This window comes from Salinimicrobium maris (genome assembly GCF_049680855.1).
Lineage (GTDB): Bacteria > Bacteroidota > Bacteroidia > Flavobacteriales > Flavobacteriaceae > Salinimicrobium.
This window is the reverse complement of record NZ_JBMPGS010000003.1, coordinates 38,838-52,783: the sequence shown is the minus strand read 5'-3', so window position 1 is coordinate 52,783 and position 13,946 is coordinate 38,838. Positions and strand designations below refer to the sequence as shown.

Genomic DNA, 13,946 nt, shown 5'->3' with positions numbered 1-13,946 from the left:
TTGCTAAAAAAAGTAAGCCCTAAAATACCTTTTTTGAGACTGCTATACGATAATAGTTGCTCCTTCGGCTGTTGAATTTCCATTATTGTCAAGGTAGAAATCAATACGTCCCAATCTAAGTCCGGCCCAGCCCACCTGATTCACCAGCACATTTTTTCCTTCGCTGTTCTTTTGCACAGTAGGTTTTTCAAGGAAACTATGAGTGTGTCCTCCTATAATTAGATCAATATTCTTAGTAAGGGAAGCTAGTTTTAGATCGTTAATTTTCTCGTTTCTATAATGGTAGCCTAAATGTGAAAGGCAAATAATGAGATCACAATTTTCATCATTCTTTAATTGGCGGGTAATTTCCTGGGTCGTTTCAACAGGATTAAGATAAACGGTTTCTTTGTATAATTTTTTGTTCACCAGTCCGTCGAGTTCAATTCCGAGGCCAAATACGCCAATCCTTAATCCGTCTTTGGTGAAAACCTGGTATGGTTTGGTGTGACCGTCCAGTACCGTATTGCTAAAGTCATAGTTCGCGCTTAGAAAACTGAAATTGGCATGTGGTAGTTGTGCGAAGAGTCCGTCAATTCCATTGTCAAAATCATGGTTTCCAATGGTTGCGGCATCATAACCCATTTTGCTCATGAGCTTAAACTCGAGTTCACCCCCATAAAAGTTGAAATAAGGTGTTCCCTGGAAAATATCGCCGGCATCGAGCAGGAGCGTGTTGGGGTTCTCTTTCCGAATGTTATTTATTAGGGTATATCTTCGTGCTACTCCTCCCTGATTTGGAAATTTTGCATCAGTAGGGTCGAAAGGCTCGATATGACTATGCACATCATTGGTGTGTAGAATGGTAATATGTTTTCGCTTTTGTTCCGGAGAAAATGAGAATAATCCTAAACTTCCCACGCTGGCCACGGCTCCTGCGGCTGCCGTTTGTTTCAAAAAAGTTCTTCTTTCCATCTTAGTTTCTAATAAATCTTTGATCAACTACAGGAGCAATGGTGTCCTTTAACTTAAAATAATCTATGAGTATATTTCTAATCTTATAATCCAGAGCTGTTACTTCCTGAGATTTGGAAAAGAAGTTCATATTGTCCCCTCCTTCATAAAGATAATCGTTGGTGGCTACATAATAGATCTTATCGTCCTGTATAGGTTTTCCCTGCACAAGAGCTTTTTGAATTTCGTTATTAGCATCAAGCGCAAGTTCCATTCCTGCAATGGGATGAGCAGTTTGTCCTTCAATAAGATAACGTACGATTTCCTTGATCTGCTCTCCCTTTAAATGTGCGACCACCACCTCATTTTCGAATGGCATAAGTTGATAGGCAGTTTTTGTAGTAACTGCACCTTTATTAATGGATGAGCGTATCCCGCCGTGATTTAGGAGTACCATGTCCAAATTATTCCCGGTCCTGGCTTTAAAAACAGGGTTAGATAATTCCATAACGGCATCTGCCATCATATTTCCAAGGGCTATATTAAGATCTCTATTTGTTTCGCTAAGGTTGTTTGGTGCGTAGGCCAGTACCGAATCCATTTCCTGTGCTAAGCGTTCTTTATAAGGTGCTATAAAATCTAAGATTGAATCATTGGCAAGGATAGAATCTTTTATGGCAATTTGTTTTCCCTCTATTTTGGAAACTTTATAATTTGTTTCACCGCATGAAATTAAGGTGAGAAGAAGTGCTGAAAATATCAAAAAAGGTGCTTTCATGATGTCATTTAAAACAATTCTCAAAATTAAGGAATTTCCTTCATTTTAATCAGGCATGTAATATTTACCAAAGAATAGCCTCTTAAGGAATCTTCGGAAAAATGGGAAAAAGAATGGAAAATCCGTTTTTTCTTGTGGTAGAAATCTTAATTTTTCTATTTTAGTCGCCTCAGGTCTAATCATTAAAGATTGAAACAAACCGGCGTGATTTTTATCACCTTTCTTATTTTGGCGGTGCTTTTTAGTATAGGTTCTTTTTTTGAACTTCCCACCGTTTATAAAGTGGCTAATTTCACTATGGTTCCAACGCTCCTTTTATACTACTTTAAGAAGGCCGATCGAATATTTTGGCCCATGGTGATCGTTATTATTTGCTTTTATGCCCGGGATATTCTTATGACGAATGGCTTTAGCAATTATCCTTTGGCGGTGATGGTCTTATTTAGTGTAGGAATTCTTCTTTGGTATTTGTGCGGAATAATTGGATTTCCGCGAGCTTATCTGCACAAGGTTGAAATGATTTCCCTCCTGATCATGTATAGCTTTCTTGGATTTTTAACCTACACTATGGCCGATACCGTGCCTGAGGTAATACCATCTTATACGATTGCCACCTATTTGTATCTTGTTTTGCTCTCGGTTTTACTTGCAATTGCTTTTACGGGTTATTTAATTAAATCTCATTGGACCTCCTTGTGGTTGATGTTGGCTTCAGCTTCGCTTCTGGTTTCTGAATTATCTTTGTACTTTAAGCTATATATATTGCAGGATATAAGTGTGAATCTCTTTTTTCCCACCTTTCATATATTCATGTTTTACTGCCTGGTGAAGTATTCACTCAACCGCAGGTGGATTGGAATTTGGGGATGTTTTTGATCTTTTAAAATAAATTCGTGAAGGACAGAATCTGGATTCAAGAATATTAATTAATGATGTTGCAGTTATTTAGATGGACATTCAAGCTAAAATTTTTGTCCGGTTTCTTGGGCTCTGCTGTTCTTCTCCTGGGAATCCTCGGTATTTTTTATGAGATCACGTGGCTGCAGGATGTTTCTCAATTCTTGCTGATTCTCTCTTTGTTCGGGTTTTTCCACAAAAATATCTCTGGTTCTCTATCTAATTATTATGGCTTCTTTATTGGGTTGTTCTTTGCCGGTATTGCAAATGTTTTTAGTGATTTCTGGTATTTTAACTATTTAGCTGTTAGCTTTTGGCTTATTTGTTTCTGGTTCCTGTTTAAGGAAGTAGTTCTTTATACCGAATATTCCAAAGGAAGAAGGCGGGTTAGATTCTATTTTGTTCTTGTAGTGGGTATCTATTCCTATTTACTTTCTCTACATGTGGTAGAAATAAAAACGAATTTTAGGGACGGCTTTCAGTTTTTGATATACATCTTGTTTTATCTGAGTCTTTTGGTTCTTGCCGTTACAGGTTTAATTTATTACCTCAATTCTTTTTCCCGGAAATCTGTTTACTTCATTTGCTTTATACTTTCCTTTATTTTTTCAAATGTGCTGCAGGATATGGCAATTTTTTACACTAAAGATGTTAGCGTTGAACTTGCCGGACTCCTTACAAGATTTGCTGCTTTCTTAATGATATTTCTATTCTTTTCTACCAGGGAAAAGAAGCTGCGCCTCCTTAACCTAGTTTAGTCATAATTTCTTAATACACATACCGGCATGTGTAATATATAACTAATTTTGCATCGTGGTTATTTATAATATAAAGCTTGGGTTTGCCAGGAAAAAAGTGGCAGCTTTGCTTCAGAAAAGAGCATTTTCTGAAGAGTCTAAAGAAGTGAAAAGCATCGTTGTTCTTCTGGATCATGCTAAGACTGAAATCATTGATGCTTTTGTAAAGCTCAGAGATTTTCTAAAGGTTAATGAGCAGGATTTTCAACTGGTTCTTGTAACCAAAATTTCAGCAGGGAAAGAAGATTTTAAAGGTTTGGTTATTACGGCTTCAGAAATTACATGGAATGGAAATTTTAGAAGCGAGGAAGTGCGGGATTTTGTCCATCATAAATATGATTTATTAATTGCTTTTCCTGAAAATGAAAATGAGCTTTTGAATTTAATGGCAGCAGCTTCTACAGCCTCTTTAAAGGTTGCGAGAAGTAAGGCAGAAAATGACATTTTTGACATCTCTATTGCTGCCAAATTTGAGGAACCTGAGATCTTTATTTCAGAACTGAAGAAGTATTTAAAAATTTTAAACAAGATAAGAGAATGAACGAATTTGTTGGCACAGGAGTGGCTTTAATTACACCTTTTAAGAATGATAAAACTGTAGATGCTGAAGCCCTGAGAAAGCTTGTAAGGTTTCAGATTGAAAATGGGGTGGATTACTTGGTGGTTTTAGGAACCACAGCTGAAAGTGCCACTTTGAATAAGGAAGAGAAACAGCTAGTTATTGAAACAGTTATAGCTGAAAACAATGAGGAATTACCACTGGTTTTGGGAATTGGTGGGAATAACACCGCCGCTGTAGCCCAGGAATTGAAAAGCACAGATCTTTCTGCATTCCAGGCAGTACTTTCGGTTTCTCCATTTTACAGTAAACCCAGCCAGGAGGGAATTTATCAGCATTTTAAAGTGGTAGCCGAGGCTTCCCCGATTCCTGTGATCCTTTACAACGTTCCCGGAAGAACAGCCTCAAACATGCTCCCTGAAACAGTAAAACGACTTGCGCAAGATTTTGATAATATCATTGGCATTAAAGAAGCGGCGGGAGATATAGTGCAGGCGATGAAGTTAAAAAGCCTTGTGCCCGAAGATTTTTTGATTATTTCAGGAGATGATATGATCACCTTGCCTATGGTGCTTGCAGGCGGGCATGGAGTAATTTCTGTCATTGGGCAGGGTTTTCCTTCAGAATTTTCAGAAATGGTAAAACTGGGTCTGGATAGGCAGGTAGATAAGGCTTATGATTTGCATTATCGCATCGCTCCTTCCATAGATCTTATTTTTGCTGAGGGAAATCCTGTAGGAATAAAAGCTTTGTTAGCCAAAAAGGACATTTGCAGCAATAATTTGCGGCTACCATTGGTAGAAGCAAGTGGAAATCTTACAGATAAAATAAATTCTTTTGTAGAACGTTTTTAACAGGACGGGTGAAGCACCTGTATCTACAGGTATTTGGAAAAAAATATGCCTGTTATGAAAGTTTTTATAATATGGCAGAAAAGAGTACTTTTGCCAGATGTTTTTACAAAGAATGAAAAAAGGAATACTCTTACTTAGTATTTTGATCTTAGCTGCATCCTGCAGTCAGTATCAAAAAGTTTTAAAAAGCGAGGACACCGGTTTGAAGTATAGTACTGCAGAGAAACTGTACAATGAAGCCAAGGCCGGTGAAGGTAATGAACGAAGAAAATTCAGGAAAGCCCTTAGGCTTTTTGAGCAAATCGTTCCTGCGTACAGAGGGAAACCCCAGGCGCAGAAATTAATGTTCCTGTATGCTGATACCTATTACGAGCTGGGAGATTATTTCCTTTCGGGATATCAGTTTGAGCGCTTCGTGGAATCTTATTCGGAAAGTGATAAACTTGAAGAAGGCGCTTTTAAAGGCGCGAAAAGTTACTATTTTCTTTCTCCGCGATATGACCTGGACCAAACAGAAACGATTAAGGCCATTGGTAAATTACAGACTTTTATAAATCGTTTCCCGGAGAGTGAAAAAATGGATGAAGCTAATGTGCTGGTGACTGAACTGCGCGTAAAGCTTGAAAAGAAAGCCTATGAAATAGCCAAGCAATACCACCATACAAGAAATTATAAAGCAGCTATTACTGCTTTTGATAATTTCCTGCTAGATTATCCAGGTTCCCCATTTCGTGAAATGGCCTTCTTTTACAAACTAGAGTCGGCTTACCTTTATGCGATCAACTCTTATGCTTACGCGATGGAAGAAAGGCTGGAAGTAGCATTGAAATATTACAACGACTATAAAAGGTATTATCCCGAAGGAGAATTTATCTCTGAGGCCGATGCTGCCTTTTCAGATATTGAGACAAGACAACAAAATTTATAATCAAGAAGTATTATGATGGATCTAAAAAGAACAGACGCGCCCGTTAACACTACCACGCTGAATAAAAATTCAGTTGATGCGCCTACAAATAACATTTACGAAGCAATTTCAATTATTTCTAAAAGAGCTTCTCAAATCAATACCGAGATCAAAAAGGAGCTTTTAGAGAAACTTGATGAGTTTGCTACTTACAATGACAGTCTTGATGAGATCTTTGAAAACAAAGAACAAATCGAAGTTTCCAAATTTTATGAAAAACTTCCGAAGCCTCATTCTTTAGCTGTTCAGGAATGGTTGGAAGACAAAGTATATTTTCGCAACACAAAAAGCGAAGAATAGATAATTATGTCAATTATAAGCGGCAAGAAAATACTAATAGGTGTTACTGCTGGTATTGCCGCTTATAAAACAGCTTTCCTGGTAAGGTTGTTGGTGAAAGCAGGGGCAGAGGTGAAAGTCGTGATGACTCCTGCCGCAAAAGATTTTATAACACCACTTACCTTATCAACTCTTTCAAAAAATGAAGTCTTTTCCTCTTTTACAAAGGAGGAAGATGAAAATCAACAATGGAATAACCATGTTGAATTGGGCCTTTGGGCAGATCTTATGCTCATTGCACCAGCCACAGCCAATTCCCTCTCAAAAATGGCATCTGGGAATTCAGATAATTTCTTGCTTGCCACCTATCTTTCAGCTAAATGTCCTGTTTATTTTGCTCCGGCGATGGATTTGGATATGTACCAGCATCCTTCCACCAAAGATAGCTTTCAAAAGCTCATTTCTTACGGGAATATTATGATTCCTGCAGGTACGGGAGAACTTGCCAGCGGACTTTCAGGAGAAGGAAGAATGGCCGAGCCGGAAGAAATCCTAAAGTTCATCGAAAACCACATTTCTGAATCCTTACCGCTTCGGAATAAAAAGATCTTAATTACTGCCGGCCCTACATACGAAGCCATTGATCCTGTTCGTTTTATAGGGAATCATTCCAGCGGAAAAATGGGTTACGAACTGGCGAAAGCAGCAGCAATAATGGGAGCAGAAGTTGTTCTCATTTCAGGTCCTACACATTTGACCGATCCCGGTTTTGGAATTGAGGTAATCAGGGTGAAATCTGCTCAGGAAATGTATGATGCCGCGCACGAGCATTTTGAAAAAATGGATGCCGCAATCGCTTCGGCGGCGGTTTCAGATTATCGGCCAAAAAATGTGGCGACACAAAAAATAAAAAAGAACAGCGAAAACCTCATTTTAGAGTTGCAAAAGAATCCGGATATTCTGGCCAGCCTTGGGGAAAGGAAAAAGGAACAGATCCTGATAGGTTTTGCGCTTGAAACTGAAAATGAGGAAGAGAACGCCCTTGGAAAATTGAAAAGAAAGAAACTGGATTTTATTGTACTTAATTCCCTAAAAGACGAGGGTGCCGGTTTTCAAAAGGAAACGAATAAAATTTCGATTCTTTTTAAAGGAGGCGAGAAAAAGGATTTTGCTTTAAAGCCGAAAAAGCAGGTGGCGAATGATATTATTAAAGAACTAATCGGGTTATTTCATGCGTAAGTGGTGCTGCTCTCTTGTTTTAATTTTTACTGTGGCCTTAGGTTTTGGACAGGAGCTAAATTGTGAAGTCATTGTAAACGCGGAGCAAACTGGTAGCACCAATATTACCATTTTTAAAACGCTGGAAAATTCTTTAACCGAATTTGTCAATCAAACCAAATGGACCAATAGGGAATTTGCGCCGCAGGAAAGGATTAATTGTAGCATGTTCATCAACATTAGGGAGTACAATCCCAATACAAACTCTTTTAGCGGAAGCATCCAGGTACAATCTTCCAGGCCGGTCTATGGTTCAACAATGGTAAGCCCTGTATTCAATTACAACGATGAACAGTTCAGTTTTACCTATACAGAATACGAATCGTTAGATTACAGTCCAACCCAATTCAATTCCAATCTTACCTCGGTAGTTAGTTTTTATGTTTATACCATGCTGGGGTTGGATGCCGATACTTTTGAAGAGGAAGGTGGAACTTCCTATTTTGAAACAGCCAATCAAATTATTGGTACTGCTCAACAATCTCAACGTAGTGGCTGGAGTGCGGGAAATGGAAATCGTTCAAGATTTCAGTTAAACAACGAATTGCTCTCAAATGCTTTTATTGGTCATCGACAGGCATTGTATACGTATCATCGTAAAGGACTTGATTTAATGTACATGTCTCCAGAGAATGGTAAAGCAGGGATCACTACTGCCATACTCGACTTAAATGATATGAATCGCAGCAGGCCAAATTCTTTATTGGTGCGCACATTCTTTGATGCCAAGGCAGATGAAATTCAACAGGTCTACAGTGGCGGACCTTCAGTTTCGACCCCGCAATTAGTGGATGCGCTTAATAATATGGCTCCTACCTTTGCTGAAAGGTGGAGCAATATTAGGTAGTTAATAGTTAAGTGGATATGTGATTTCCACAAGCGGTTTGTAGAATCAGGCTCAAAATGTTGTAACATCCATCAAAGTTGGAATACTAATAATAAAAACAACAAATGAGAAAAATAACCAAACGAAAAACCCTGATTCTAATATCCATTGGAATCATTGTAACTGCTGTTTCACAAATACTCTCTCGTTTTATAGATCTTTCAGATTCTGCACAAGGTTTATTTACAGGGTTTGGAGTGGGCTTATTACTCACAGCTATAATCTTCGGAAAATATAAAACCGTTAGGTAGACTAGGTGTTTCAACCCACAACTGAAGAACAACAAACAACAAATACCTAATCTTTGATTTGGAATAAAATCTCACGTATCTTTATCCCAAATTTTAAACCCATTGCTTACAACGCTTTCTATAAAAAATTACGCCCTCATTGAAGATATCAAGATGGATCTTCAGGAGGGGTTTACCATTATTACCGGGGAAACCGGGGCAGGAAAATCTATTATGCTGGGGGCGCTTTCGCTGTTGTTGGGAAAGCGGGCAGATTACAGCGCCATTCGTAATAATGAGAAAAAATGTGTCATAGAAGGAACTTTTAATGTTTCTCCATATAACCTGCAGCCTCTTTTTACGTCTGAAGATCTTGATTATGAAGAGCAGACGATCATAAGACGGGAAATTCTTCCTTCAGGAAAATCACGTGCTTTTGTCAATGATACTCCGGCGAACCTGAATTCGCTGCAGGCTTTAGGCGAGCACCTGTTGGATATTCACAGTCAGCATGAGACTCAAAGCCTTGGTGATAACGATTATCAGTTCATGGTCGTGGACGTGTTGGCCAAAAATGCCGATTCATTAAAGAAATACAGAAAATACTTACAGGAATATAAAGCACTTCAGAAGGAGCTGGAGCTGCTGAAAGAAGGGCAGGCACAGGCTACAAAAGAATATGATTATAATCTTTTTCTTCTGAACGAACTTCGTTCTGCTAAACTGGAAGACGGAATGCAGGCGGAACTGGAAGAGCGTTATGAAGAGCTGAGCAACGTAGAAGAGCTGAAGGAGCAGTTGGGAGTTGCTGTAAATTCAATTCAGCAGGAAGAGATTGGAGCGAACAGCACCTTAAAAGAAGCGAAGAACAGCCTTCAGAAGATTTCGGCTATTTCAGGATCTTACCAGCAGCTTTATGAGCGTTTGCAGAGCGTCTTTATTGAACTTGATGATATTGCGGTGGAACTTGAAAATGCGTTGGAAAAAGTAGAAGCCAACCCTGAAGAGCTGGAGCAGGTGAATGCACGCCTGCAGTTGCTGTATAACCTTCAGAAGAAACATATGGCTTCTACGGTTTCAGAATTAAAAGAGATTGAAAATGACCTTTCTGAAAAAGTCGCGATTTCCGAAAATGCCGATGAAGAAATAAGCAAAGCTGAAAAGGCCATTTCAGCAAAGAGAAAAGAGCTGGAAGAACTGGCTGCAGTTTTACATGATAGTCGTAAAGCCGTCATCCCGGAATTCATCAAAAAGATCGAAACAATTCTGGCAGATCTCGGAATGCCGAATGCCAATCTTAAAATTCAGCTGGAAAAGCAGCAGGAAGTTTACTCAAACGGGCAGGACAAACTTACGTGGTTACTCGCTGCCAACAAAGGCGGAAACTTCAATGAAATGAAAAAAGCGGCATCGGGCGGGGAAATGTCCAGGATCATGCTGGCGGTGAAAAGTATTCTCGCCACCTACAGCAAATTACCTACCATCATTTTTGATGAGATCGATACCGGAGTTTCCGGGGATATTGCGCAGAAAATGGGTGGAATTCTTCAGAAGATGGGAAGTTCTATGCAGGTTATCGCCATCACGCATTTACCGCAGATTGCCGGAAAAGGAAGCAGTCATTTCAAGATTTACAAAGAAGATGCGGTGAACAGCACCATCACCAATATTAAGGAGCTTAAAGGAGATGACAGGATAGAGGAACTTGCGATGATGCTGGGTGGGAACACCAGGAGCGAATCGGCGGTTGCCCACGCAAAAGCTTTACTGAATTAAAATCTTTGTTATCTTTACACGCTAACTCTAACTAAAAAATTGACCATGTCATATAATCTACTAAAAGGAAAAAAAGGAATTATTTTTGGAGCATTGGATGAAAATTCGATTGCCTGGAAAACAGCTGAACGTGTGCACGAAGAAGGCGGTGAATTTGTTTTGACCAACGCGCCAATCGCCATGAGAATGGGAAGTATTAAAGATCTTGCTGAAAAAACAGGTTCTGAAATCATTCCTGCAGATGCTACAAAAGTAGAAGACCTTGACAACCTTGTAGAAAAAGCAATGGAAATCCTGGGAGGAAAAATTGATTTTGTACTGCATTCAATCGGGATGTCTGTAAACGTTCGTAAAGGAAATCATTATACTGATATGAACTACGATTACACTACTAAAGGATGGGATGTGTCGGCGGTTTCTTTCCATAAAACCATGCAGAGTCTTTACAAAAAAGATGCGATGAATGAGTGGGGAAGTATTATGGCGCTGTCTTATATCGCGGCTCAAAAAGTTTTTCCTGACTATAATGATATGGCAGATAACAAAGCATATCTGGAATCTATCGCGCGTAGCTTTGGATATTTCTTCGGAAAAGAAAAAAATGTGCGTGTAAACACCGTTTCTCAGTCTCCAACGCCAACCACGGCCGGTACAGGTGTGAAAGGTTTTGACGGATTCATCGCGTATGCAGATAAAATGTCGCCGCTTGGAAACGCTACAGGTATGGATTGTGCAAATTATATCATCACCTTATTCTCTGATCTTACGAAGAGAGTGACTCTTCAAAATCTTTACAATGACGGCGGATTCTCAAACATGGGAGTGAGCCAGCAGGTGATGGAAGCTTTTACTAGAGACCAGGAAGAGAAATAATTCTCCTTCGGAAACAGATTATATCCTGAACCTTTTTCAGGATAATTGGTTGCATGAGCAACAAATAAACTAATGAGGCTGTTCAAATATCTCTGCCGTCAAGCTGAACTTGTTTCAGCTTCTTAGAACTGGTAATTAACCAAATGGAAGATCCTGAAGTAAATTCAGGATGACGCTCAGTTATCTGAACAGCCTTGTTTTTATAGGCTTTTCTCCTTACAAGATTTTTCTTCCTACTTTTACGGTATGGACATCAGCTTTTCTTTCATTATTCCCGTTTACAACCGGCCCGAAGAAACCAGGGAGTTGCTGCTAAGTATGGAGCAACTGGATTTTGAAAATCCGTTTGAGGTGGTCATTGTGGAAGATGGTTCTTCCATAACTTCAAGAGATATGGTGCATTGCTTTTCGAAAAGACTGGACATAAGTTATTACGAAAAGAAAAATACCGGCCCGGGCGATTCGCGTAATTTTGGGATGAAAAAAGCCAAAGGTAATTACTTTCTTATCCTGGATTCAGATGTAATCTTACCTCCCGATTACCTGAAAAATGTTGCTGCGGAATTAAAAAAGAATTTTACGCATTGTTTTGGCGGCCCCGATGCGGCACATGAAAGCTTTTCTTCAGTTCAGAAAGCCATAAACTACGCTATGACTTCCCTTTTTACGACAGGGGGAATTAGAGGAAAGAAAAAAGCGGTGGGCAAGTTCCAGCCGCGGAGTTTCAACATGGGAATTTCTGCAGAAGCGTTCATAGAGAGTGGCGGCTTTGGCGATATCCATCCTGGCGAGGACCCAGATCTTGCACTAAGGCTTCAAAAAAGTGGTTTTGAGACAAGATTTTTTCCCAATGCTGTCGTTTTTCATAAAAGAAGGATAGATTGGGAAAAGTTCTACAGGCAGGTGTACAAATTCGGTCTGGTGCGGCCAATCCTTAATTCCTGGCACCCAGAATCAAATAAGATTACCTTCTGGTTTCCAACATTCTTTTCCGCAGGATTCATTATGGCAATTATTCTGGGCTCCATAGGATTTATGGCTTTTTTGTACCTCTTTCTGGGGTATTTTATCTTCATCTTCATTGATGCTTCAGCTCAAAATAAGAACCTGGGAATAGGTTTTATGACTGTTTGGGCAACGCTGGTTCAATTTCTGGGTTATGGGTTTGGTTTCTGCCGTTCTACCTACTATATTAGGCTAAGGAAAGACGATCCTCGCAAAAGATTTCCAAAGTTATTCTTTAAAAATGCTAGATAATTTAAAAGCCATTACCCGAACAAGATTTAAAAGAACCAATTTTAATTCTTTCCTGTTTTTCTTTTTTTTTGCGGTGGTTATCTGGATTTTCGTTCAGTTTTCAAAGGTGTATAATGAAATCATTGAAATTCCTGTAGAATATGTAAATGTGCCGCCAGATAAAGTTATTTCTCCGGAAAATGAACAGCAGCTGCAGTTAAGAATGATTGAAAATGGCTTTAAAATCGCCTGGTTTTCCCTTATCACTCCAACTTTATCTATAGATATTTCCAATTTACCACAGGAAGACCAAAGACTGGTTTACATCATTGATGAGCACAGAAAAGAAATTCGCGAACAGCTGAATTTGAATTTTGAGGATAGTGAATTTCTTAGGGATGAGATCTATATCAATTTTGAGCAGCGGCAGGAGAAAAGAATACCTGTTGCATCGAGGATAAAACTAAGCTTTGGCGCAGGATATGCAGCTGTAGATCGACTGGGTTTAGAACCCGATTCGGTGACGGTTAGCGGGCCAGATAATATCATAGATACCTTAAATAGTGTAACCACAGTGCCACTTGTTATAAATGACGTGAAAAGAGATCTTTCTGGCAGCATCGCAATTGATACTTCGGGGCTGGAGAAAGTCACGGTTTATCAAAAAAGGGTAAATTACAATCTTGATGTGGAGAAGGTTACAGAAGGGTCATTGGAAATTCCGGTGGAGTTGATAAATGTTCCGGAAGGTTTAAATGTGGTTATCTTTCCAAAAGAAATCCTGGTTTTTTATCAGGTAAACCTCAAAGATTTTAGCAGGGTAGAGGCTTCAGATTTTAGGGTTGTAGGGGATTTTAATGATTTAAATCAAAATCAAAATTTTCTTATTCCAAGGATTGCAGATCAGCCAGATTTTGTAAAAAATCTGCGTCTCAATGAAAAGAAAATTCAGTTTATAATAAAAAAATGAAAGTTGTAGGGCTTACAGGCGGGATTGGGAGCGGAAAAACCACAGTAGCTGGTTTTTTTGCTGAACTGGGTGTTCCGGTATATATCGCCGATAAAGAAGCGCGTAAACTGCAAAATGAATCTAAAGAAGTAAAGGAGCAAATAATTGCCATTTTTGGAACCCAGGCCTACCGGGAGAATACTTTGGACAGGAAATATATCTCTGGGAAAGTTTTTAGTGATCCTGAAATGCTGGAGGAACTCAACAATATTATCCATCCACAGGTAGCTGCACATTTCGGAAACTGGAAAGAAAAACAGGCTGCCCCATATGTTATTTATGAAGCTGCCATTCTTTTTGAAAAAGGTGGTTATAAAAAGTGTGATTTCTCGATTCTTGTAGTTGCCGATCGTGCAGAGAGGATAAAGAGAGTTCAGGAACGGGATAAGTCACAAATTTTTGAAATTGAGGCTCGAATGAACAATCAGTGGCCGGATGAAAAGAAGCTGAAACTGGCCGACTTTATCATTGAAAATAAAGATCTTTCCAACACTCAAAAAGAAGTGCGAAAAATCCATCAAAATCTTCTTAAGACCTCGTGAATTCTAGATTTCTTTTGTTAACTTTTGGTTAAACCATTTAGGCCGTAAATGT

At 39.1% G+C, this 13,946-nt stretch carries 16 protein-coding genes; 14 read left to right on the top strand and 2 right to left on the bottom strand.

The genetic code is table 11. The features are described from left to right. Positions 1 to 42 precede the first annotated feature (42 nt). Both ACOV1Q_RS10625 and ACOV1Q_RS10620 read right to left on the bottom strand, forming a co-directional pair. The gene (locus ACOV1Q_RS10625) at positions 43 to 954 is read right to left on the bottom strand and encodes a bifunctional metallophosphatase/5'-nucleotidase (RefSeq protein WP_424494374.1); all 912 of its coding nucleotides are present in this window, start codon (positions 952 to 954) and stop codon (positions 43 to 45) included. A 1-nt stretch (position 955) separates the two neighbouring features. Further along, on the bottom strand, positions 956 to 1,711 hold the full coding sequence (locus ACOV1Q_RS10620; protein ID WP_424494373.1) for a 5'-nucleotidase C-terminal domain-containing protein: 756 nt from the start codon (positions 1,709 to 1,711) through the stop codon (positions 956 to 958). 189 nt (positions 1,712 to 1,900) lie between these two features. Here ACOV1Q_RS10620 and ACOV1Q_RS10615 point away from each other — a divergent pair, with 189 nt between their 5' ends. The 14 genes from ACOV1Q_RS10615 (at position 1,901) to coaE (ending at position 13,894) form a co-directional block, all read left to right on the top strand. Next, on the top strand, positions 1,901 to 2,587 hold the full coding sequence (locus ACOV1Q_RS10615; RefSeq protein WP_424494372.1) for a hypothetical protein: 687 nt from the start codon (positions 1,901 to 1,903) through the stop codon (positions 2,585 to 2,587). 95 nt (positions 2,588 to 2,682) lie between these two features. Next, complete coding sequence (locus ACOV1Q_RS10610; protein ID WP_424494371.1) at positions 2,683 to 3,366, top strand: hypothetical protein; 684 nt, start codon at positions 2,683 to 2,685, stop codon at positions 3,364 to 3,366. Between the two features lie 55 nt (positions 3,367 to 3,421). After that, entirely contained in the window at positions 3,422 to 3,946 is a 525-nt protein-coding gene (locus tag ACOV1Q_RS10605) for a DUF6913 domain-containing protein (RefSeq protein WP_424494370.1), read from the top strand. Then, a complete protein-coding gene (gene dapA, locus ACOV1Q_RS10600) occupies positions 3,943 to 4,818 on the top strand; it encodes a 4-hydroxy-tetrahydrodipicolinate synthase (protein WP_424494369.1) in 876 nt (291 codons plus the stop codon). Before ACOV1Q_RS10605 ends, dapA begins: the two co-directional genes overlap by 4 nt. A gap of 112 nt (positions 4,819 to 4,930) precedes the next feature. After that, positions 4,931 to 5,746: an outer membrane protein assembly factor BamD gene (locus tag ACOV1Q_RS10595; protein WP_424494368.1), complete on the top strand. Its 816-nt coding sequence runs from the start codon at positions 4,931 to 4,933 to the stop codon at positions 5,744 to 5,746. 15 nt (positions 5,747 to 5,761) lie between these two features. Continuing rightward, positions 5,762 to 6,085: a DNA-directed RNA polymerase subunit omega gene (locus tag ACOV1Q_RS10590; RefSeq protein WP_424494680.1), complete on the top strand. Its 324-nt coding sequence runs from the start codon at positions 5,762 to 5,764 to the stop codon at positions 6,083 to 6,085. Between the two features lie 6 nt (positions 6,086 to 6,091). After that, positions 6,092 to 7,303, top strand: a complete 1,212-nt coding sequence (gene coaBC / locus ACOV1Q_RS10585) for a bifunctional phosphopantothenoylcysteine decarboxylase/phosphopantothenate--cysteine ligase CoaBC (protein ID WP_424494367.1) — start codon at positions 6,092 to 6,094, stop codon at positions 7,301 to 7,303. Then, positions 7,296 to 8,189, top strand: a complete 894-nt coding sequence (porD, locus tag ACOV1Q_RS10580) for a type IX secretion system protein PorD (RefSeq protein ID WP_489686615.1) — start codon at positions 7,296 to 7,298, stop codon at positions 8,187 to 8,189. The genes coaBC and porD overlap by 8 nt, the downstream gene beginning before the upstream one ends. 104 nt (positions 8,190 to 8,293) lie before the next feature. After that, entirely contained in the window at positions 8,294 to 8,479 is a 186-nt protein-coding gene (locus ACOV1Q_RS10575) for a hypothetical protein (protein WP_424494365.1), read from the top strand. 102 nt (positions 8,480 to 8,581) lie between these two features. Further along, positions 8,582 to 10,234, top strand: a complete 1,653-nt coding sequence (gene recN, locus ACOV1Q_RS10570; protein WP_424494364.1) for a DNA repair protein RecN — start codon at positions 8,582 to 8,584, stop codon at positions 10,232 to 10,234. A gap of 45 nt (positions 10,235 to 10,279) precedes the next feature. Further along, positions 10,280 to 11,107: an enoyl-ACP reductase FabI gene (locus ACOV1Q_RS10565; RefSeq protein WP_424494363.1), complete on the top strand. Its 828-nt coding sequence runs from the start codon at positions 10,280 to 10,282 to the stop codon at positions 11,105 to 11,107. A 246-nt stretch (positions 11,108 to 11,353) separates the two neighbouring features. Then, the gene (locus ACOV1Q_RS10560) at positions 11,354 to 12,364 is read left to right on the top strand and encodes a glycosyltransferase family 2 protein (protein WP_424494362.1); all 1,011 of its coding nucleotides are present in this window, start codon (positions 11,354 to 11,356) and stop codon (positions 12,362 to 12,364) included. Next, positions 12,354 to 13,313, top strand: coding sequence for a YbbR-like domain-containing protein (locus tag ACOV1Q_RS10555; RefSeq protein ID WP_424494361.1), 960 nt, complete (start codon positions 12,354 to 12,356; stop codon positions 13,311 to 13,313). Before ACOV1Q_RS10560 ends, ACOV1Q_RS10555 begins: the two co-directional genes overlap by 11 nt. Next, positions 13,310 to 13,894, top strand: a complete 585-nt coding sequence (gene coaE, locus ACOV1Q_RS10550) for a dephospho-CoA kinase (protein WP_424494360.1) — start codon at positions 13,310 to 13,312, stop codon at positions 13,892 to 13,894. Before ACOV1Q_RS10555 ends, coaE begins: the two co-directional genes overlap by 4 nt. The last annotated feature ends 52 nt before the right edge of the window (positions 13,895 to 13,946 follow it).